Origin of the sequence: Enterobacter mori (assembly GCF_025244905.1) — a bacterium.
Lineage (GTDB): Bacteria > Pseudomonadota > Gammaproteobacteria > Enterobacterales > Enterobacteriaceae > Enterobacter > Enterobacter mori_A.
Map to the genome: position 1 here is coordinate 3,071,065 of NZ_CP104285.1, position 17,787 is coordinate 3,088,851.

A 17,787-nucleotide genomic window follows, 5' to 3' on the forward strand; every position below is an offset into this window, starting at 1 on the left:
ATGTGTCAGTCGTGGCTGACGGTATTGGCTTCGATATATGCAAAATTAATGTCTTCGCCCAGTCCCGGGCGGGTTGGCAGGCTGACCATGCCGTGTTCATCCATCGGGTCGACCAGGCTGTTGAGGTACGCCGCCGGTTCGTCGTAGTCGAGGAACGGGTGCAGCAGGCCGCGCTCGTACCAGCGGCAGTTTTTGATGGCGCCAATCACCGCCAGGCTCGCCGCGCCGTTGCCGTGCACTTCGCAGTCCATCCCGAAGGCTTCCGCCAGGTTCGCCACCTTCAGCGTCGGAGAAATGCCGCCCACGCCATTGGCGCCCGCGCGCAGGATGTCGCAGGCCCCGGCTTTGATCCAGTCCGCGCGGCTGTGGTGTTTTCCGCCCAGGCTTTCCGGGCCGATAATCGGGATCGACAGGTTTTCCGCCAGCCAGGCGTAGGAGGCCATGCTCTCCTCTTCCATCGGCTCTTCGAACCAGGCAAAGTTGAGTTTTTCCAGCTCTTTGCCGATGTACAGCGCCTCGGTGCGGCTGTACCAGTGGTAGCCGTCGATCATTAAATCGATATCCGGGCCCACCGCTTCACGCACGGCGGCGCAGGCTTTGACGTCCATCTTCGGATTGGGCGCAAAGGAGACCGGCGGCATCCAGGTATGCAGCTTGATGGCCTTGTACCCGCGCGCCACCAGCGTTTCCGCGAAGCTGGCGTACTCGTCCGGCGTGGATAAGCCTCCCGGCAGATCGTCGCCGCACATGGTGCTGCCGTAGGCCGGAACCGTGTCGCGGTATCCGCCCAGCAGCTTCCAGACCGGCATATTCAGCTTGCGGCCGATGAGATCCCACAGCGCCTGTTCAACGAAGCCCAGCGCGCGCTCGGTCAGCTGATGCGCACTACCGCGCTGCCAGTGCGCCAGATCCTGCCAGATGCGCTCACGGTTGAATGCGTCCTGGCCGACCAGTACCTTGCGAAAGAAGGTGTTGACCACAAAGGGGCGCACCACCTCCGGCGGCGCAAAGGAATACCCTTTGGTGCCATCGTCTGCCGTGATGGTCAGCATCGCCATTTTGGCCATGCTTTCCGGGCCCGGATGCGAGTGCCCGGCGGCGTCGGAAATCCGGCGCGTCGGGTACTGGAAAACGGTGACGTTTACAGATTCAATTTTCATTATCGGTCCTTAAGTCCGGCGAAAAGCCCAGAAGCAGTAAATGGCAAAGGGGTTTTATGATTTTAAAAATGCGTTTCAATATCCAATTTAAGCATAAAAAATCAGCACGTCCTCGGACAAAACGCGTTAAGGAGAGGCTATTTTTTGGGCATATGCACGGTCGGACGTGACAGTTTTCACAAAAGCGCGGGGAAATGTGAGGTGGATCGGGAGACGTTTTCTGAAGGTAAGCGCAGAAGCAGGAATGTGCTGACCGGCAACAACCCACGGGAACTTTTGCGCCTACGAATCAGTCAGTTAACCCGCTTCTGGGGCTGGAACGGCAAGCGTTTCGAGCAGCGCATGCATAGACGCATACCGACCGCTGGCATCTTTAAAGCTGGCGTGACGGCACGCTGGCGAGACGACGAGGGTTTTTAGCCCCGCGCTCAGGGCGGCACGGTAGCCGCTCGGGCTGTCCTCAATCACGATGCACTGTGAGGCCGCCAGGCCTAATTTTCGCAGCGCAGAGAGATAGACCGCAGGGTGCGGTTTACCGTAGCGTTCATCGTCGGCGCTGCAAATGACCTCAAAATAGTGGCCGATACTGAGTTTCTCTAGCACAGCATGCACGATTTCATACGCCGAAGAGGTAGCAAGTGCAATCCGGTAGCCTGCCTCACGAAAATATGTCATCACGTCGTAGACGCCCTCTATCGCTTTGCCTTCCCGGCCAATCAGTTCGATGATGCGCAGACGGATGGCCGCTTCAATCATTGCAGGATCGGCCTCAAGTCTGCAGTGTTCGCACCAGGTCCGGGCAATCTCATCCAGCCGCTTGCCTTTTGTCAGTGACTCACACTCTTCGTCGCTGACCTCAGCACGCCAGCCTGCCAGGGCTTCTTTTTGCGCCTGACGCCACAGCCCCTCGGAGTCAATGATGACGCCATCCATGTCAAAAATTACCGCCTTAACACCCATCATACGCCTCCGTGAATGGCCTGACGCTGCCGTCAGGCCTGAATAAATTACGAAATGCCGACCGTTTCACCCTTACAGGCTTCCTGACGAACAAACCCAGGCTGTTCAACCCGAATAAACGGACACAGGATGAAGGCCACGACATACAGCACCGTATAGGCGATGACCACGCCGAGGGTGCTGAACCAGGGCAGCAGCACCACGGCAATCGCCGGGGCAAGGAAGTTGGACAGACCGGCTGAAAGGTTATACACCGAAATCGCCGCCCCCTTGTGCCCCGGCTCCAGCGCCGGGAACACCGCCGCCATCGGTACAAAGGCCGCCACGAAAATCCCCAGCGCGATGGCCGGCACCAGCGCTATGGCAAAGTTATGTCCGAAGTGCTGCGGAATGTAGTAAAACGCCAGGCTCGAGAGCGCCATCCCGATGCAGCCAAACCAGCGCACCACCCGCATCCAGCCCATTTTTTCCGCCACCACGCCCCAGAAGACGTTCGAGAAGATGGTGGTGAAAAAGAATACCGCCCAGACCTGCAGCCACTCGGAGGTGGTGAAGCCCAGCTCGTCAACAAACATCATCGGCATGATGACCGCAAACCCGAACAGGGAGAGGGTGTTGATGATACGCACCATGCTGGAGAGCAGAATACTGCGGTTGGTGTAGAGCAGCGTTGCCGCACGGCCCAGCTCGGCGAATTTTTCCCGGGTGGAGAGAGTCTGCATATGCCGTGGCGTTTCCACCTTACGCAGAGAGACCAGCGCAATGATCCCGCCGGTTACGCAGAATGCCAGCGCCAGCCACAGCGTGCCCATCTCCCCGATGTGCGGAATGGTAAAGCTCGGAATGTAGCTGCCGAACACGCCGATGCCGATAGAGTAAACCGCCCAGAACCAGCCCAGCGCCGCGCTGGTACTGTCGCTGCGAACGTTATGCACAATCGCGACGATAAAGGCGTAAAGGAACAGCGGATAGGCCAGGCCGCGGATCCCGTAAAACAGCAGAATTAATCCGTAATTTGCCTGACCCAGACCAAAAACGAGAAACAGGACGTGGAAAACGCACCACAGGACGAAGCCAATCAGCATGGTTTTTTGCGGGGTAATTATTTCAGCCACCACGCCGGAGATCCAGGCGGAGAGCGCCGCCGCGAGACCGTAGAGCGTAAAGGCGAAAGAGGCCTCTGCAGGCGTGAAGCCCAGCGCCTTAATATAGTGCGACAGAAATGCCAGCTCGAAACCGTCGCCCGTCATAAAGACCGCGATAGCGATATACCCCCAGACCAGACTCAGGGGTAATCCCAGCCATTGTTTGTTATTTAACGACATATTGACCTCGTTTTTAGGGTACAGGGAACCGCTCCGGCAGCATCGCCGGAGGGTCTTTGCCACAGAAATTATGGTTTTCGGTAGTTCAGGTCGTTTTGGTAAAGCGCGTTGAACTGCTGGTAACGCGTCATCAGCGCACGGTGGCGCGCCGGATCGCTGTGCCAGGTTCTATGGACTTCAGGCTTTTCGCACACGGAAGCCAGCGGCTTACCGGCTGCGAGACAGGCCAGCCGTGCAGCCCCCAGCGCGCCGCCGGTTTCGCCTCCCTTATGCGTCACCACCGGCATAGCCAGAATATCGGCCAGCAGCTGAGCCCAGAAAGGGCTACGCGCCCCGCCGCCGACGAGAGAACACTGTTCAATCTGCGTGCCGCTCTCCTGCAACACGCGAAGGCCATCGGCAATACCGAAGCTGACGCCTTCCAGCACCGCATACCCCATCAGCGCACGCTGGCTGGCGTGCGTTAGCCCCCAGAACATGCCCCGCACATCGGGATCGTTGTGCGGCGTACGTTCCCCGGACAGGTACGGCAGGAACATCGGCGCGCTCGCTTTCTCCGCATCGCTTAGCTGCGCGATCTCCTCAAGCAGCTCCAGCTCCGTGACGCCCACCAGACGACAAAACCACTGCAGACAGCTGGCGGCGCTTAACATCACGCTCATCTGGTGCCACAGGTTTGGCAGCACGTGACAGAACGCGTGCACAGCGGACTGCGGCGCCGGACGATAGGCATCCGTTACCACAAACAGCACGCCGGAGGTGCCGAGCGAAATAAACGCATCGCCCGGCGAAACGGCCCCTACCCCTATCGCGCTGACGGCGTTATCTCCCCCGCCGCCGGCAACGATAACCGAGGGGTTCAGACCCCACCGCTGCGCCACCGCAGGTTCGAGTACCGCCGAGACCTCACACCCTTCCACCAGCGCAGGCATGGCGGCACGCGACAGACCGCATTTTTCCAGCAGCGCATCAGACCAGTCCCGTTTTCCTACATCCAGCCACAGCGTTCCGGCCGAGTCCGACATATCAGAGATCTTTTTACCGGTCATTTTGAAGCGCAGATAATCCTTCGGCAGCAGCACGGTGGCGAGACGGCCGAAGTTCTGCGGCTCATGGCGGCGCACCCAGAGCAGCTTTGGTGCCGTAAACCCCGGCATTGCCAGGTTACCTGCAACCTGATGCAGCTCGGGCGCCATCTCTTCCAGCTCTGCGCACTCCTGCGCGCAGCGGGTGTCATTCCACAGGATGGCCGGACGCAGGGGTTCACCCGCGGCATCAAGCAGTACCGCACCGTGCATCTGCCCGGAAAGGCCAATAGCTTTTATCGCCTGCCAGTGGTGACCGCACTTCTCCCGGAGGGTGGCAATCAGGTATTCGGTTGCCTCCCACCAGGCTTCCGGCGATTGTTCAGACCAGTGCGGCTTCGGACGCTGTATCGTCAGCGGCGCGCTATGGGTGGCGACAACGCCGTTGTTTTCGTCAATGACCAGCGCCTTTACTTCTGATGTGCCAAGATCGATGCCCAGATACATACCCACCTCTCAGTTAATCAGCGCGTAGACGTCAGCGATTTTTTCACGCAGTAGCGCGGCAAAGTCCTTGCGGTCGGCCAGGTCGCCAAACAGGGCGGTATCGCTGGCATATCGTGCTATCGGATCGTCCGATTCGAACATCGCATGTACCGCAGAGGCGTTGAGGATACCGTCCTGATATTCATACGGCAGCTTGCCGTGATGCCACTGCTCCATATAGACGTAGAACAGCGCAGGCAGCATAGCGGTAGCGTCAGGACGTGCGCCGCGCTGGTAACATTCACGCATCGTTGGGGCAATCATGGCCGGGATCTTCGAGAACCCGTCGGCCGCCACGCGCTGGTTGGTGTCCTGAATCCAGGGGTTGGTAAAACGCTTAAGCACCACATCGCGGTAGGCTGGCAGATCTATGCCATTATCCCCCAGGCAGGGAATGACATCTTCCGTTACGTAGCGGTCGGCAATCTTGTAGATAAACTCTGTTAGCGTGCTTTCGTGGATATACTGCTGCCCCACCAGAGTGCCCGCCCAGGCAATACAGCTATGGGATGCATTGAGGATGCGGATCTTCGCCTCTTCATAGGGGATGACGGATCCCACCAGCTCCACGCCCACCGTTTCCAGCGCCGGACGAACGTCGCGGAAATTGTCTTCAACCACCCATTGAATAAAGCGTTCGCCCATAACCGGGGCGTTATCGTCTATGCCCGTCCGGGCCTTAATGCGCGCCGGGAGATCGGCTGCCGGACGCGGTGTGATGCGATCCACCATGGTATTCGGACAGGTCGCGTTAGCGCTCAGCCAGTCGATGACCCTCTGTTTGCCGCTAAGGGTTAAGAATTCAACCAGCCCGTCGTGGAAGCGCTCGCCGTTATGCCGCACGTTGTCACAGTTAAGCAGAGTTACCGGACCCGCTCCGTTCGCCATACGCGCTTCGAGGATCCGGGCAATTGTCCCGTAGATGGTTTTACAGCCGCCCTTGATATCGCTCGTCAGATCGGCATTGGCCACGTCCAGCCTGTGGCTGGTGTCCAGATAGTAGCCCCCCTCCGTCACGGTAAACGCGATAACCCGAGTCTGCGGGTTCGCCCCTTCGGCAATCAGCGGCTGCAAATCCGCCTGCCACGGGATCAGCGTTTGAATCGAGGCGATCTCTTCATAGTCTCTCTCACCTTCCGGGCTGACGGTCTCGAGTACATATCGCCCCTTCTGCGCAGCCAGCGCCTGCACCACATGTTCGGCATCGTTGCGTATATTGCCGGCAGCGATGTGCCAGCGCGTATCGCCGCCGGCACTCAGGCGGTGCAGATACCACGCCTGATGCGCACGATGAAAAGACCCAAGCCCAATATGTAGCCATGTGTATTTCTCGGTCATTGTTCTGTTCTCCAGTGAGGTTATGGCTGAACTTTAGAGGATCATTTGCTTAAAATAAGAGCCGTAGATCACAAAAGAACAAATGACCATTAAAATTACAAATGACCAGCAAGGAGCAAACCGCTTGCCTCAGCGCGGTGCTCCCGCCAGAATGACAGACAATTGTTGTGGGCGTTGACCGCCCTCAACCCCACTCTTGAGGCAGGGAAACGTGAGCAAAGAAGATGACATCAGGCTCGATCAAAAGGTGCGGGCGGCATGGATGTATTACATTGCCGGGCTTAATCAAAGCGAAATTGCCAGCGAGCTCGGCACCTCAAGACCGGTGGTGCAGCGGCTGATTGCCGCCGCGAAAGAGGAAGGCATTGTCTCGATTGGGCTTCATCACCCTGTCGCTAACTGTCTTGATTATGCGCAGCTTCTCGCGGAAAAGTATCACCTTACCCACTGCAACATTGTGCCCGTCTACCGCAATGAAAGCGCGCTGGATAGCGTGACGTTTGGCTGTTATCAGCTGATGGCCCGCTACCTGCAGGGTGATAAACCCACGGTTGTCGGAATTGGCTCCGGACTGACGCTAAAAAAAACCATCAAGCGTATCGATTTTGACAGCCACAACACCCGCTGTGTCGCCCTGATCAGCGCCATGAACGAGCACGGACAATGTAACTATTACGATGATGTGCCTTTGCTGCTGGCGCGTAAAATTCAGGGCAAATATTACCAGTGGCCGGCGCCACGTTATGCTCAGTCCAGCGAGGAGCATGAAATGTGGTGCTCAAACCGCCTGTTCCGTAACGTCTGCGCCGTTGCGGATGCGGCCGATGTGATTTTTGTCGGCATCGGGGCGCTGGGCAGGCAGAGCCCTATCTTCAAAGACGGTTTTATCGATGAGGCACAGCTGGAAGAGTTGACCCAGCGCGGTGGCGTAGGCGAAATACTCGGACGCTTTATCGATGCCGACGGCAACGTCATCGACAGCCAGATTAATCGCTTGATTACCAGCTACGATATTCGTCAGGGTCAGTGTCCGCGCATTGCGGCCGCCTGCGGCGAAGATAAACGCCCGGCGATCCTTGCCGCCCTCAAAGGCGGCTGGGTAAACGGGCTGGTGACGGATGAGCAGACCGCGCGCTGGCTGCTGACGCGTTAGGGCTAGCCCGTGACGCTCTGGCTGCCAATCAGCTCCGGTGGGATCTCAATACGCCTGACCGAGGTATCACCGGAATCGAGAATTTCAAATACCTTTTCCAGCATCGCTGAGACGTCCTGGCGCACCATGTCGATATCATGTCCCAGCAGAGAGACAAACGGGTCCCAGTCAAAACAGCCCATCGGCGGCTGGTTTAGGCCGGTCTGCCCGTTTTGAGCCAGCCAACGTACCACCCCCTCCAGCGAAATGGTCGAATTGACAAACAGCCCCTTTAGCGCCGTCGATGGCGACGGGAAGGTGGCTCTGAGCTGCTCCTCCACGCGTGATGACGAGTACCCGGTGACCAGCAGCTGCGGTTCCGGAACGGTCAGCCCGTGGGCCTGATGGGCATCGAGGAACCCGCGCAGGCGCTCTGCGGTGTTGTTATCACTCCGGCGTCCGCCCACGAAGGTCAGCGGTGCCAGCGAACCAAAGCGTTTAAAGCTGCTGGCGAGGATCCGCTCTGTCAGCATCTTTGCGCCGCCGTAGTTATCTGAAATGATGGAGGGCGCCAGGGTACCCGGCAGATCAAGATTTAGCGTAGGCACGCCCGCCTGATGACAGAGTTCAGCAATTTTGTCCGGGTGTGTCGCCCCCGTGGCAATGACCCAGTCAACCTGCCAGGAGAGCATGGCACGGGCGGCGTCCAGCTCGAGTTCCGGCTGTCGGCGTGTGCAGGTAATAATCGGCAACAGCCCTCTGGCACGCGCCATCTCTTCAAATTTTTCCGCTATAGAGCCGAAATAGCGGTTGTCATATTTCGGCACGATCATGCCGATAACGTTCGATTTCTTGCTGCGGAGCAGGCTTGCCTGACGGTTAACCGCGTAGCCCTGCTCCTCCGCAATGCGGGTCACCTTTTCCGCCAGCTTCGCGCTGATGCGACGTTTCTTCCAGTTGCCATTCAAAATAGCACTCACCGCACTGGCCGAAACCCCGGTGAGTTCCGCCAGATCGTAGATGGTCGTTTTCTTCGTTTTCTCAACGCGCGTCACAAAATCGCCTCTTCATTTTGAATGTCTCTTGCTGGAGAAATAAGCAAGTGCTAGATCTGCTTCATCGATTGAGCAGTTTGCTTCACGCGTCAGTCAGAACCCCCGTTCTTCACGCGAAAGCAGACACACCCTAAAAATCATCTCTGCATAAAGGATTATAAAATGAATCACTCTGTCCCCTCCATGAATAGTTCCCTTCAGGGCAAAGTCGCTGCTATCACTGGTGCCGCCTCAGGTATTGGCCTGGAGTGTGCAAAAACGCTGCTCGGCGCTGGCGCTAAGGTGGTGTTAATCGACCGTGAAGGCGAGAAGCTTCAGCGCATTGTCGCCGAGCTGGGCGAGAACGCGTTTGCCCTGCAAATCGATCTGTTCAAACCCGAGCAAGTCGACGCTATGCTGAGCGATATTGTCGGCCTCGCCGGCGGCCTGGATATTTTTCACGCCAATGCAGGCGCGTACATCGGCGGGCCGGTTGCTGAAGGCGACCCGGACGTCTGGGATCGCGTGCTAAACCTGAATATCAACGCCGCCTTCCGCTGCGTTCGCGCCGTACTGCCGCATATGATTGCGCAGAAGTCAGGCGATATTATCTTCACCAGCTCCATTGCGGGCGTGGTGCCGGTTATCTGGGAACCGATCTACACCGCGTCCAAATTTGCCGTTCAGGCGTTCGTACATACCACCCGTCGTCAGGTCGCGGAACATGGCGTACGCGTTGGAGCCGTCCTGCCTGGGCCGGTAGTGACGGCTCTGCTCGACGACTGGCCGCAGGCCAAGATGGATGAAGCGCTGGCAAACGGCAGCCTGATGCAGCCGATTGAAGTCGCGGAATCGGTGTTGTTCATGGTGACCCGTTCGAAGAACGTTACCGTCCGGGACCTGGTGATTCTGCCTAACAGCGTCGATCTTTAAGGACCACGAGGATGAAGATTACACCAGAAACCGTTATAGGCGTAGACGTCGGCTCCGGCAGCGTTCGCGCAGGCATTTTCGACCTCAGCGGCAGGCTGCTGTCCCACGCGACGCAGAAGATTGCCACCGTGCACCGCAGCGGAAGCCGCGTGGAGCAGTCCAGCGCCGAGATCTGGCAGGCCGTTTGCCACTGCATCCGCGAGGCGCTGGCGCGCTCCGGGACGCCCCCTCAGAGCGTTGCCGGAATCGGGTTTGACGCCACCTGCTCGCTGGTGGTGCTGGGCAACGACGGCGAACCGCTGGCGGTCAGCCCTGACGGTGAAGCGGAAAACAATATCATCGTCTGGATGGATCATCGTGCGACGGAACAGGCAGCGCGCATCAACGCCACCCATCATCCGGTGCTGGACTATGTTGGCGGAAAAATATCGCCCGAAATGGAGACGCCGAAGCTGCTGTGGCTGAAAGAAAACCATCGTGAGGTCTACGATCGCGCCTGGCAATTTTTCGATTTGGCCGATTTCCTGACCTGGCACGCGACCGGCGATGTCACCCGTTCCATCTGTACCCTGACCTGTAAATGGACGTGGCTGGCCCATGAGAACCGCTGGGACCCGGACTATTTCCGCACCGTTGGCCTGGACGAACTGGCCGGAGAAGATTTTGTCCGCATCGGCCAGCATATTGCCGCCCCCGGAACCCCTTGCGGCGAGGGCCTAACTGAGCAGGCCGCGCGTGAGATGGGCTTGCTGCCTGGCACACCGGTAGCGGTAGGGTTAATTGATGCCCATGCTGGCGGTATAGGGACCCTGGGCGTTGGCGGCGGCGCGCTGAATAACCTCGCGTATGTCTTTGGCACTTCATCGTGCACCATGACCAGCGCCGCGAGCGCCGTTTTTGTGCCCGGCGTCTGGGGGCCTTACTTTAGCGCCATGGTACCTGGACTGTGGCTGATTGAGGGCGGACAAAGCGCCGCAGGTGCCGCTATCGATCGGTTGTTAAGTTTCCATCCTGCCGCGCTGGAAGCGCGCCAGCTGGCACAGGAGTCAGACCTGCCGCTGCCGGTGTACCTGGCAGACAGGCTTTTACAGACCTTCGCCACCGCCTCAGAGGCGGTGACCCTGGCAGCCGGACTGCACGTGGTGCCCGAATTTCTGGGTAACCGCGCACCCTTTGCCGATCCCCATGCGCGGGCCACGATCTGCGGGCTGGGCATGGAGAACGACATCGATAACCTAATGTCGCTGTATGTGGCCGGCCTGTGCGGTATCGGTTACGGTTTGCGACACATCATCGACGCCCAGCGTGAATGCGGCGTACAGACCGAAAATATCGTCATCAGCGGCGGCGCGGGCCAGCACCCTTTTGTCCGCCAACTGCTGGCAGATACCTGCGGCCTGCCGGTGTTAGCGACCCGGTGCAGCGAGCCGGTATTACTGGGTTCGGCCATCCTCGGGGCTGTGGCGGGAAATATTGCCCCTTCGGTGACCGATGCCATGAAGCAATTTACCCACGTGGATAAATATTATTATCCGCAAGCGAACTATCAGTCCGTGCATCTGCGTCGATACGAGGCTTATAAGCAGCTACAACAGACTGCGTCAGTAATCAGAGAATAAATACGCTTCATTATATTTATAGAAAAAGACAATAAGAAAACTCACGCCGGAATATTTCCGGTGTGGGCTCACCTGTACGCTACAAACGAGGTCAATATGTCCGAAATAAATAAACAGTGGCTGGGATTGCCGCTGAACCTGCTATGGGGATATCTGGCAATCGCGGTCTTTATGACGGGAGACGGTTTCGAGCTGGCATTTCTGTCGCACTATATTAAATCGCTGGGCTTCACGCCTGCTGAGGCCTCTTTCGCCTTTACGCTCTACGGTCTCGCGGCGGCGCTCTCCGCCTGGATCTCCGGCGTGGTGGCTGAAATCATCACGCCGCAAAAAACCATGCTGATTGGCTTCGTCCTGTGGTGCGTTTTCCACGTCCTGTTTCTCGTTTTTGGTCTGGGTCAGGCAAATTATGCATTAATTCTGCTGTTTTACGGGATCCGCGGCCTGGCCTATCCGTTATTCCTTTACGCCTTTATCGTGGTGATTATTCATAATGTGCGTAGCGATAAATCCAGCTCAGCGCTGGGCTGGTACTGGGCAGTTTATTCCGTGGGTATTGGCGTGGCGGGCAGTTATATTCCGAGCTTTACCATTCCGCACATCGGGGAAATGGGCACCCTGTGGCTGGCGCTGGCGTTTTGCCTGGCGGGAGGAATCATCGCCATGGTATCCCTTCGCAACGTCAAAACCCCAACGCACATGCATAATCTCTCCACCCGGGAAAAATTCGCCGAGCTGGGCCGTGCGGCAACGCTGCTCTACACCAACCGCAGTATTCTGCTCTCCAGCATGGTGCGTATCATCAACACCCTCTCCCTGTTCGGGTTTGCCGTCATCATGCCGATGATGTTTGTTGACGAGCTGGGCTTCACCACCTCCGAGTGGCTGCAGGTCTGGGCGGTATTCTTCTTCACCACCATCTTCTCGAACGTCTTCTGGGGCGTGGTGGCGGAAAAAATGGGCTGGATGCGGGTGGTGCGCTGGTTTGGCTGCATCGGGATGGCGCTCTCGAGCCTGGCGTTTTACTACATTCCGCAGCACTTCGGACATAACTTTGCCATGGCGCTGGTGCCGGCCATCGCGCTGGGGATTTTCGTGGCGGCCTTTGTACCGATGGCGGCGGTGTTCCCGGCGCTGGAGCCGGGGCACAAGGGGGCGGCGATTTCGGTGTATAACCTTTCAGCCGGTCTGTCCAACTTCCTTGCCCCGGCGATTGCCGTGGTGCTGCTGCCCTGGTTCAGCACCCTCGGCGTGGTCATCGCCTATACGGTGCTGTATCTGCTGGCATTTGTTCTGTGCGCCTTTATCAGCGTCACGCAGCCGGGATTAGAACAAGCAAATAGCAGCAAGAGAGGAACGGCGAGTCTGCTGAATACTCCTCATCCTGAAACGCTTAAGGAGTAAGCCGGAGAACTTTCCTGCCGGGTCACGCTTATCCCGGCAGGAAGATGCGTTGCGATTAGGCAATCGTCACTTTGCTGTCCAGATACACATCCTGAACCGCATTGATCAGCTTCACGCCGTCGGCCATGGTTTTCTTGAACGCTTTACGGCCCAGGATCAGCCCCATGCCGCCCGCGCGTTTGTTGATCACCGCCGTACGCACCGCGTCTGACAGGTCAGTATCCCCACCCGCCGCACCGCCGGAGTTAATCAGCCCCGCGCGGCCCATATAGCAGTTCGCCAGCTGGTAACGTACCAGGTCGATCGGGTTATCGCTGGTCAGCTTGCTGTACACGCGGTCATCGGTGTAGCCAAAGTTCACCGCCTTATAGCCGCCGTTGTTCTCGGCCATTTTCTGCTTCACGATATCCGCGCCGATGGTCGCCGCCAGATGGTTCGCCTGGCCGGTCAGATCGGCGGATACGTGGTAATCCACGCCGTCTTTCTTGAACGCGTTGTTTCGCAGGTATGCCCATAGCACCGTCACCATGCCCAGCTCGTGCGCGCGCTCGAATGCCGCGGAGATCTCTTCAATCTGACGACGAGACTGCTCGGAGCCAAAGTAAATGGTCGCTCCCACTGCCACTGCCCCCATATTGAACGCCTGCTCCACGCTGGCGTACAGCGTCTGGTCATATTCCGTTGGGTAGCTCAGGGTTTCGTTATGGTTCAGTTTGACGAGGAACGGAATGCGGTGGGCATAGCGACGCGAGACGGAGGCCAGCACGCCGTAGGTCGATGCTACACAGTTACAGCCCGCCTCAATCGCCAGTTCGACTATATTCTTCGGATCGAAATAGAGCGGATTCGCCGCGAAGGAGGCACCAGCAGAGTGCTCAACGCCCTGGTCTACCGGCAGAATTGAGAGATACCCGGTGCCGCCCAGTCGCCCGGTGTTATAGAGCGTCTGCATGTTTCGCAGCACGGCAGGTGGACGGTTGTTGTCCACCATCACGCGATCCACGTAGTCATGCCCAGGCAGGTAGAGCTGGTCGGCTGGAATGGTCATACAACGATGCTGTAAAAGGCTGTCGGCGTCTTTGCCAAGCAACTGCGCAATATCAGTCATAGTGATGCTCCCGTAAGTCCGACGTCGAGTCGGAGCGTGTGATCCAAACCCACAAGTTTGCAGGCAGACTAAGCCTGGTACCGACTTAACAGATTTTCCACCGTCTGCAACTTTTTTAAGCACAATCTGCTGGCTCGTTTCGTATACAACAATTTTGTTACACTGATCAAATATTCACCCCAAAGGTATTTAAAAGGTATTATTAAATGGTATGTTAAAGGCGTACCCTCACTGACATGCAGGATTAAAAAATGAAAACGAAAGTCCAACTGTCATTCATGATGTTTGTTGAATGGTTTATCTGGGGCGCGTGGTTTGTGCCGCTGTGGCTGTGGCTGAGCAAAAGCGGTTTTACCGCCGGGGAAATCGGCTGGTCTTATGCCTGTACCGCGATTGCCGCAATCCTTTCACCGATTCTGGTCGGCTCACTGACGGACCGCTTCTTCGCCGCCCAGAAAGTGCTGGCGGTGCTGATGTTCGCCGGTGCGATACTGATGTACTTCGCCGCACAGCAAACCCAGTTCAGCACCTTCTTCCCGCTGCTTCTGGCCTACTCCCTGACCTATATGCCGACCATCGCGCTGACCAACAGCATTGCCTTTGCCAACGTGGATGACGTCGAGGCAGACTTTCCGCGCATCCGCGTGATGGGCACCATCGGCTGGATCGCCTCGGGCCTGGCGTGCGGCTTCCTGCCGCAGATGATGGGCTACAGCGACATTTCCGATACCAATATCCCTCTGCTGATGACCGCAGCCAGCTCCGCCCTGCTCGGCGTCTTTGCCCTGTTCCTGCCGAACACGCCGCCGAAGAGCACTGGCAAGCTGGACTTCAAGGTGATGCTGGGGCTGGACGCGCTGATCCTGCTGCGCGACAGAAACTTCCTGGTGTTCTTCTTCTGCTCGTTCCTGTTCGCGATGCCGCTGGCCTTCTATTACATCTTCGCCAACGGGTATCTCACCGAAGTGGGAATGAAAAACGCCACCGGCTGGATGACGCTCGGCCAGTTTTCAGAAATCTTCTTTATGCTGGCGCTGCCGTTCTTTACCAAACGCTTTGGTATTAAGAAGGTCTTACTGCTGGGTCTTATTACCGCTGCTATCCGCTACGGCTTCTTTGTTTACGGCGGTGCGGAACAATACTTCACCTACGCCCTGCTGTTCCTCGGCATTTTGCTGCACGGCGTAAGCTACGACTTCTATTACGTGACCGCGTACATCTACGTGGACAAAAAAGCGCCAGCGCACATGCGCACCGCGGCGCAGGGCTTGATCACGCTGTGCTGTCAGGGCTTTGGTAGCCTGCTGGGTTACCGCCTGGGCGGCGTGATGATGGAAAAAATGTTCGCTTACAAAGAGCCGGTGAATGGGCTGACCTTCAACTGGGCCGGAATGTGGACATTTGGTGCAATCATGATTGCCGTGATTGCCGTGCTGTTTATGCTGTTTTTCCGCGAATCGGATAAAGAGATCACCGCAATTGAGGTGGTTGATGGCGATACCGCGCTGACACAAGGGGAAGTTAAATGAAACAAGAACGTGTTCTCGGTGCCCTTTACGGGCAGGCGTTAGGGGATGCGATGGGCATGCCGTCGGAGCTGTGGCCGAGAAAGCGCGTCAAAGCGCACTTCGGCTGGATCGACCGTTTCTTACCCGGCCCGGCGGAGAATAACGCGGCCTGCTATTTCAACCAGGCAGAGTTCACCGACGATACCTCGATGGCGCTCTGTCTGGCGGATGCAATTATCGAGTGCGACGGGCAGATTAACGCGGACGTTATCGGCAAGCATATTCTTCACTGGGCGCTCGATTTTGACGCGTTTAATAAGAACGTTCTCGGCCCCACCTCGAAAATTGCCCTGAACGCCATTCGCGACGGCAAGCCGGTGAGCGAGCTGGAAAACAACGGCGTGACCAACGGGGCGGCGATGCGCGCCTCTCCGCTGGGCTGCCTGCTTCCGGCCACGCGTCTGGAGCATTTTGTTGAGCAGGTGGCGCTGGCCTCCAGCCCGACCCATAAATCCGATCTTGCCATTGCCGGTGCGGTGGTGATTGCCTGGGCGATTTCCCGCGCCGTCGACGGCGAAAGCTGGCAGAACATCGTTGATGCCCTGCCGGGGATCGCCCGCTTTGCGCAGGAGGCGAAAACCACCACCTTCAGCGCGTCACTCGCGGCGCGTATTGAACTCGCGCTGAAAACCGTACGAGAAGCCAACGGGATTGAGTCCGCCAGCGAGCAGGTGTATCAGCTCGTGGGTGCAGGAACCAGCACCATCGAATCCGTTCCGGCGGCCATTGCGATGGTCGAACTGGCGGGAACCGACCCAAACCGCTGCGCCATTTTATGCGCCAACCTGGGCGGCGATACCGACACCATTGGCGCAATGGCGACGGCCATCTGCGGCGCGCTCCACGGCGTGCAGGCCATTGACCCGACGCTGAAGGCCGAACTCGACGCCGTTAACCAGCTCGATTTTGGTCACTATTGCGAAAAACTCCTGCACTACCGGGAGCAAAGGGAGGGCGTATGACTTCTTTGGCTCAGCGCCTTGAAACCTTGCACGCCACGCGTCCGGTGACGGTGCTGGGCGCAGCGGTGATAGACGTTATCGCCGACGCTTACGCCCTGCCCTGGCGCGGGTGCGATATCGAGCTTAAACAGCAGGGCGTCAATATCGGCGGCTGCGCGCTCAATATCGCCATCGCCCTGAAACGGCTCGGCATTGCGGCGCAAAATGCCCTTCCCGTCGGCCACGGCGTGTGGGCGGATATTATCCGCAACGCCATGGCGAAGCAGGATCTGCACAGCGCAGTGGAAGCCGATACGGGTGATAACGGCTGGTGTCTGGCGCTGGTGGAGCCAGACGGCGAGCGCACCTTTATGTCCTTTAGCGGCGTCGAGAACCAGTGGCAGCAGCGCTGGCTGGATGCGCTTCACGTTCCGCAAAACAGCCTGGTCTATTTATCCGGCTATCAGCTAGCCTCGCCGTGCGGCGAGCTGCTGACACGCTGGCTGGAGGAGTTGCAGGATGTGAAGGCCTTTATCGATTTCGGTCCCCGCATCGCGGATATCCCCGACGCGCTGATGGTGCGGATTATGGCCTGCAGGCCAATTGTGTCGCTCAATCGTCAGGAAGCGGAGCTTGCCGCAGAAAGACTGGGCGTTGAAGTGGAGACCCTCGGCACGCAGTGGCAGCAGCGTTTCGGTGCCGCGCTGATTGTGCGCCATGATAAAGACGGTGCCGCATGGTATGACGGTGACGTCTCGGGCGTTGTTCCGGCATTTCCGGCCACGGTGGTGGACACCATTGGCGCAGGCGACAGCCACGCGGGCGGCACGCTTGCCGGGCTGGCGGCGGGATGGTCGCTGGCAGCCGCCGTTCTGCTGGGGAATGCCGTGGCGTCCTGGGTGGTCAGCCATCGCGGCGGCGATTGCGCACCGACTCGCGACGAATTACTCCTCGCACACAAAGACGTATAGGTCGCTGCGGCAGTAGCTGATGCTGTACTCAATCGGCCGGTGCTGTTGGTCAAGCGCAACCTGCTTGATCACCAGCACCGGTATTTTTTCATCCATCTTAATGTGTGCCTGAAACTCGCTGTCCGGCATACGGGCGCTCACGCGCGAACGGGTGCGCTGCGGGAAGATATTCTGGCTGCGGAAGTAATCGTACAGCGAGACGCCAATCGCATCGGGGTCGTGGATGAATCCCGTTGGCACCCATGACTCCTCAATCGAGACGGCGTCATCGTCAACGTAGCGAATACGCTTGAGCAGGAAAACCTCGCTCTCAGGGGGAATTGAAAGATGGTTCGCCACCTCTTCGGGACACTTCACCACCCGCTTGTTGACCCACAGCGTATTGGGCTTTTGACCACGCAGGACCACCTGTTGAGAGAACCCGCGCGCCTCTTTCAGCGAATACTCGAAGATGTTATTGATTTGCGTGCCATAGCCACGGGAGCGCGTGACCACGCCCTCTTCCTCCAGCGCCTGCATCGCTTTACGCACGGTAATGCGCGACACGCCGGTTAACTGGCTCAGATCGCGCTCGCCGGGCAAAATATTCCCGTGCTCCAGCATGCCGCTTCGCACCGCATTTTTTACCGTTTCGGCAAATTTCAGGTACAGCGGCGTGTTGTCCGGCGCGGCGATCCGTTCATTCAGTTGAGCGATTAACCGGGTATGCGCTTGTTCCATCTC

General features: G+C 58.0%; 15 protein-coding genes. 7 read left to right on the forward strand and 8 right to left on the reverse strand.

Features of this window, described 5'->3' with window-relative positions:
• Positions 1-5: 5 nt before the first annotated feature.
• The 5 genes from N2K86_RS14510 to dalD all read right to left on the reverse strand — a co-directional run bounded on the left by N2K86_RS14510 (position 6) and on the right by dalD (position 6,354).
• Positions 6-1,160, reverse strand: a complete 1,155-nt coding sequence (locus N2K86_RS14510; RefSeq protein WP_260659064.1) for a mandelate racemase family protein — start codon at positions 1,158-1,160, stop codon at positions 6-8.
• Positions 1,161-1,457: 297 nt separating this feature from the next.
• Positions 1,458-2,123 (reverse strand): HAD family hydrolase, encoded by a 666-nt coding sequence (locus tag N2K86_RS14515; RefSeq protein ID WP_260659065.1) that lies wholly within the window; start codon positions 2,121-2,123, stop codon positions 1,458-1,460.
• A 44-nt stretch (positions 2,124-2,167) separates the two neighbouring features.
• Entirely contained in the window at positions 2,168-3,445 is a 1,278-nt protein-coding gene (locus tag N2K86_RS14520) for an RbtT/DalT/CsbX family MFS transporter (RefSeq protein ID WP_260659066.1), read from the reverse strand.
• A gap of 68 nt (positions 3,446-3,513) precedes the next feature.
• Positions 3,514-4,977: a xylulokinase gene (gene xylB, locus N2K86_RS14525; RefSeq protein ID WP_260659067.1), complete on the reverse strand. Its 1,464-nt coding sequence runs from the start codon at positions 4,975-4,977 to the stop codon at positions 3,514-3,516.
• Between the two features lie 9 nt (positions 4,978-4,986).
• Complete coding sequence (dalD, locus tag N2K86_RS14530; protein ID WP_260659068.1) at positions 4,987-6,354, reverse strand: D-arabinitol 4-dehydrogenase; 1,368 nt, start codon at positions 6,352-6,354, stop codon at positions 4,987-4,989.
• A 211-nt stretch (positions 6,355-6,565) separates the two neighbouring features.
• Here dalD and N2K86_RS14535 point away from each other — a divergent pair, with 211 nt between their 5' ends.
• Complete coding sequence (locus N2K86_RS14535) at positions 6,566-7,507, forward strand: sugar-binding transcriptional regulator (RefSeq protein ID WP_260659069.1); 942 nt, start codon at positions 6,566-6,568, stop codon at positions 7,505-7,507.
• 2 nt (positions 7,508-7,509) lie between these two features.
• On the opposite strand, the gene N2K86_RS14540 is transcribed toward N2K86_RS14535, so the two are convergent.
• Positions 7,510-8,541 (reverse strand): LacI family DNA-binding transcriptional regulator, encoded by a 1,032-nt coding sequence (locus tag N2K86_RS14540; RefSeq protein WP_260659070.1) that lies wholly within the window; start codon positions 8,539-8,541, stop codon positions 7,510-7,512.
• A 162-nt stretch (positions 8,542-8,703) separates the two neighbouring features.
• On the opposite strand from N2K86_RS14540, the gene N2K86_RS14545 reads away from it, so the two are divergent.
• The 3 genes from N2K86_RS14545 (at position 8,704) to N2K86_RS14555 (ending at position 12,476) form a co-directional block, all read left to right on the forward strand.
• Positions 8,704-9,453, forward strand: coding sequence for an SDR family oxidoreductase (locus N2K86_RS14545; RefSeq protein WP_161799062.1), 750 nt, complete (start codon positions 8,704-8,706; stop codon positions 9,451-9,453).
• Positions 9,454-9,464: 11 nt separating this feature from the next.
• The gene (locus N2K86_RS14550) at positions 9,465-11,072 is read left to right on the forward strand and encodes an FGGY-family carbohydrate kinase (protein WP_260659072.1); all 1,608 of its coding nucleotides are present in this window, start codon (positions 9,465-9,467) and stop codon (positions 11,070-11,072) included.
• Between the two features lie 96 nt (positions 11,073-11,168).
• The gene (locus tag N2K86_RS14555; RefSeq protein WP_260659074.1) at positions 11,169-12,476 is read left to right on the forward strand and encodes an RbtT/DalT/CsbX family MFS transporter; all 1,308 of its coding nucleotides are present in this window, start codon (positions 11,169-11,171) and stop codon (positions 12,474-12,476) included.
• Positions 12,477-12,531: 55 nt separating this feature from the next.
• Here N2K86_RS14555 and fbaB read toward each other — a convergent pair whose 3' ends face one another.
• Positions 12,532-13,584 (reverse strand): class I fructose-bisphosphate aldolase, encoded by a 1,053-nt coding sequence (fbaB, locus tag N2K86_RS14560; RefSeq protein ID WP_010433688.1) that lies wholly within the window; start codon positions 13,582-13,584, stop codon positions 12,532-12,534.
• Between the two features lie 251 nt (positions 13,585-13,835).
• On the opposite strand from fbaB, the gene N2K86_RS14565 reads away from it, so the two are divergent.
• Genes N2K86_RS14565 through N2K86_RS14575 form a run of 3 tightly spaced genes read left to right on the forward strand, consistent with a single transcriptional unit; the run spans position 13,836 to position 17,064 of the window.
• Entirely contained in the window at positions 13,836-15,113 is a 1,278-nt protein-coding gene (locus tag N2K86_RS14565) for a nucleoside permease (RefSeq protein WP_089599315.1), read from the forward strand.
• Entirely contained in the window at positions 15,110-16,114 is a 1,005-nt protein-coding gene (locus N2K86_RS14570; protein ID WP_260659075.1) for an ADP-ribosylglycohydrolase family protein, read from the forward strand. Before N2K86_RS14565 ends, N2K86_RS14570 begins: the two co-directional genes overlap by 4 nt.
• Positions 16,111-17,064, forward strand: a complete 954-nt coding sequence (locus N2K86_RS14575) for a PfkB family carbohydrate kinase (protein ID WP_260659076.1) — start codon at positions 16,111-16,113, stop codon at positions 17,062-17,064. The genes N2K86_RS14570 and N2K86_RS14575 overlap by 4 nt, the downstream gene beginning before the upstream one ends.
• On the opposite strand, the gene N2K86_RS14580 is transcribed toward N2K86_RS14575, so the two are convergent.
• Positions 17,038-17,784 (reverse strand): GntR family transcriptional regulator, encoded by a 747-nt coding sequence (locus tag N2K86_RS14580; protein ID WP_010433675.1) that lies wholly within the window; start codon positions 17,782-17,784, stop codon positions 17,038-17,040. The two genes, N2K86_RS14575 and N2K86_RS14580, sit on opposite strands and share 27 nt — an antisense overlap.
• Positions 17,785-17,787 lie beyond the last annotated feature (3 nt).

What these genes read in the sequence shown, in the direction of transcription:
- N2K86_RS14510 (WP_260659064.1), bottom strand. Translation starts at nt 1,160, where the DNA reads ATGAAAATTGAATCTGTAAACGTCACCGTTTTCCAGTACCCGACGCGC.
- N2K86_RS14515 (WP_260659065.1), bottom strand. Translation starts at nt 2,123, where the DNA reads ATGATGGGTGTTAAGGCGGTAATTTTTGACATGGATGGCGTCATCATT.
- N2K86_RS14520 (WP_260659066.1), bottom strand. Translation starts at nt 3,445, where the DNA reads ATGTCGTTAAATAACAAACAATGGCTGGGATTACCCCTGAGTCTGGTC.
- xylB (WP_260659067.1), bottom strand. Translation starts at nt 4,977, where the DNA reads ATGTATCTGGGCATCGATCTTGGCACATCAGAAGTAAAGGCGCTGGTC.
- dalD (WP_260659068.1), bottom strand. Translation starts at nt 6,354, where the DNA reads ATGACCGAGAAATACACATGGCTACATATTGGGCTTGGGTCTTTTCAT.
- N2K86_RS14545 (WP_161799062.1), top strand. Translation starts at nt 8,704, where the DNA reads ATGAATCACTCTGTCCCCTCCATGAATAGTTCCCTTCAGGGCAAAGTC.
- N2K86_RS14550 (WP_260659072.1), top strand. Translation starts at nt 9,465, where the DNA reads ATGAAGATTACACCAGAAACCGTTATAGGCGTAGACGTCGGCTCCGGC.
- N2K86_RS14555 (WP_260659074.1), top strand. Translation starts at nt 11,169, where the DNA reads ATGTCCGAAATAAATAAACAGTGGCTGGGATTGCCGCTGAACCTGCTA.
- fbaB (WP_010433688.1), bottom strand. Translation starts at nt 13,584, where the DNA reads ATGACTGATATTGCGCAGTTGCTTGGCAAAGACGCCGACAGCCTTTTA.
- N2K86_RS14565 (WP_089599315.1), top strand. Translation starts at nt 13,836, where the DNA reads ATGAAAACGAAAGTCCAACTGTCATTCATGATGTTTGTTGAATGGTTT.
- N2K86_RS14570 (WP_260659075.1), top strand. Translation starts at nt 15,110, where the DNA reads ATGAAACAAGAACGTGTTCTCGGTGCCCTTTACGGGCAGGCGTTAGGG.
- N2K86_RS14575 (WP_260659076.1), top strand. Translation starts at nt 16,111, where the DNA reads ATGACTTCTTTGGCTCAGCGCCTTGAAACCTTGCACGCCACGCGTCCG.
- N2K86_RS14580 (WP_010433675.1), bottom strand. Translation starts at nt 17,784, where the DNA reads ATGGAACAAGCGCATACCCGGTTAATCGCTCAACTGAATGAACGGATC.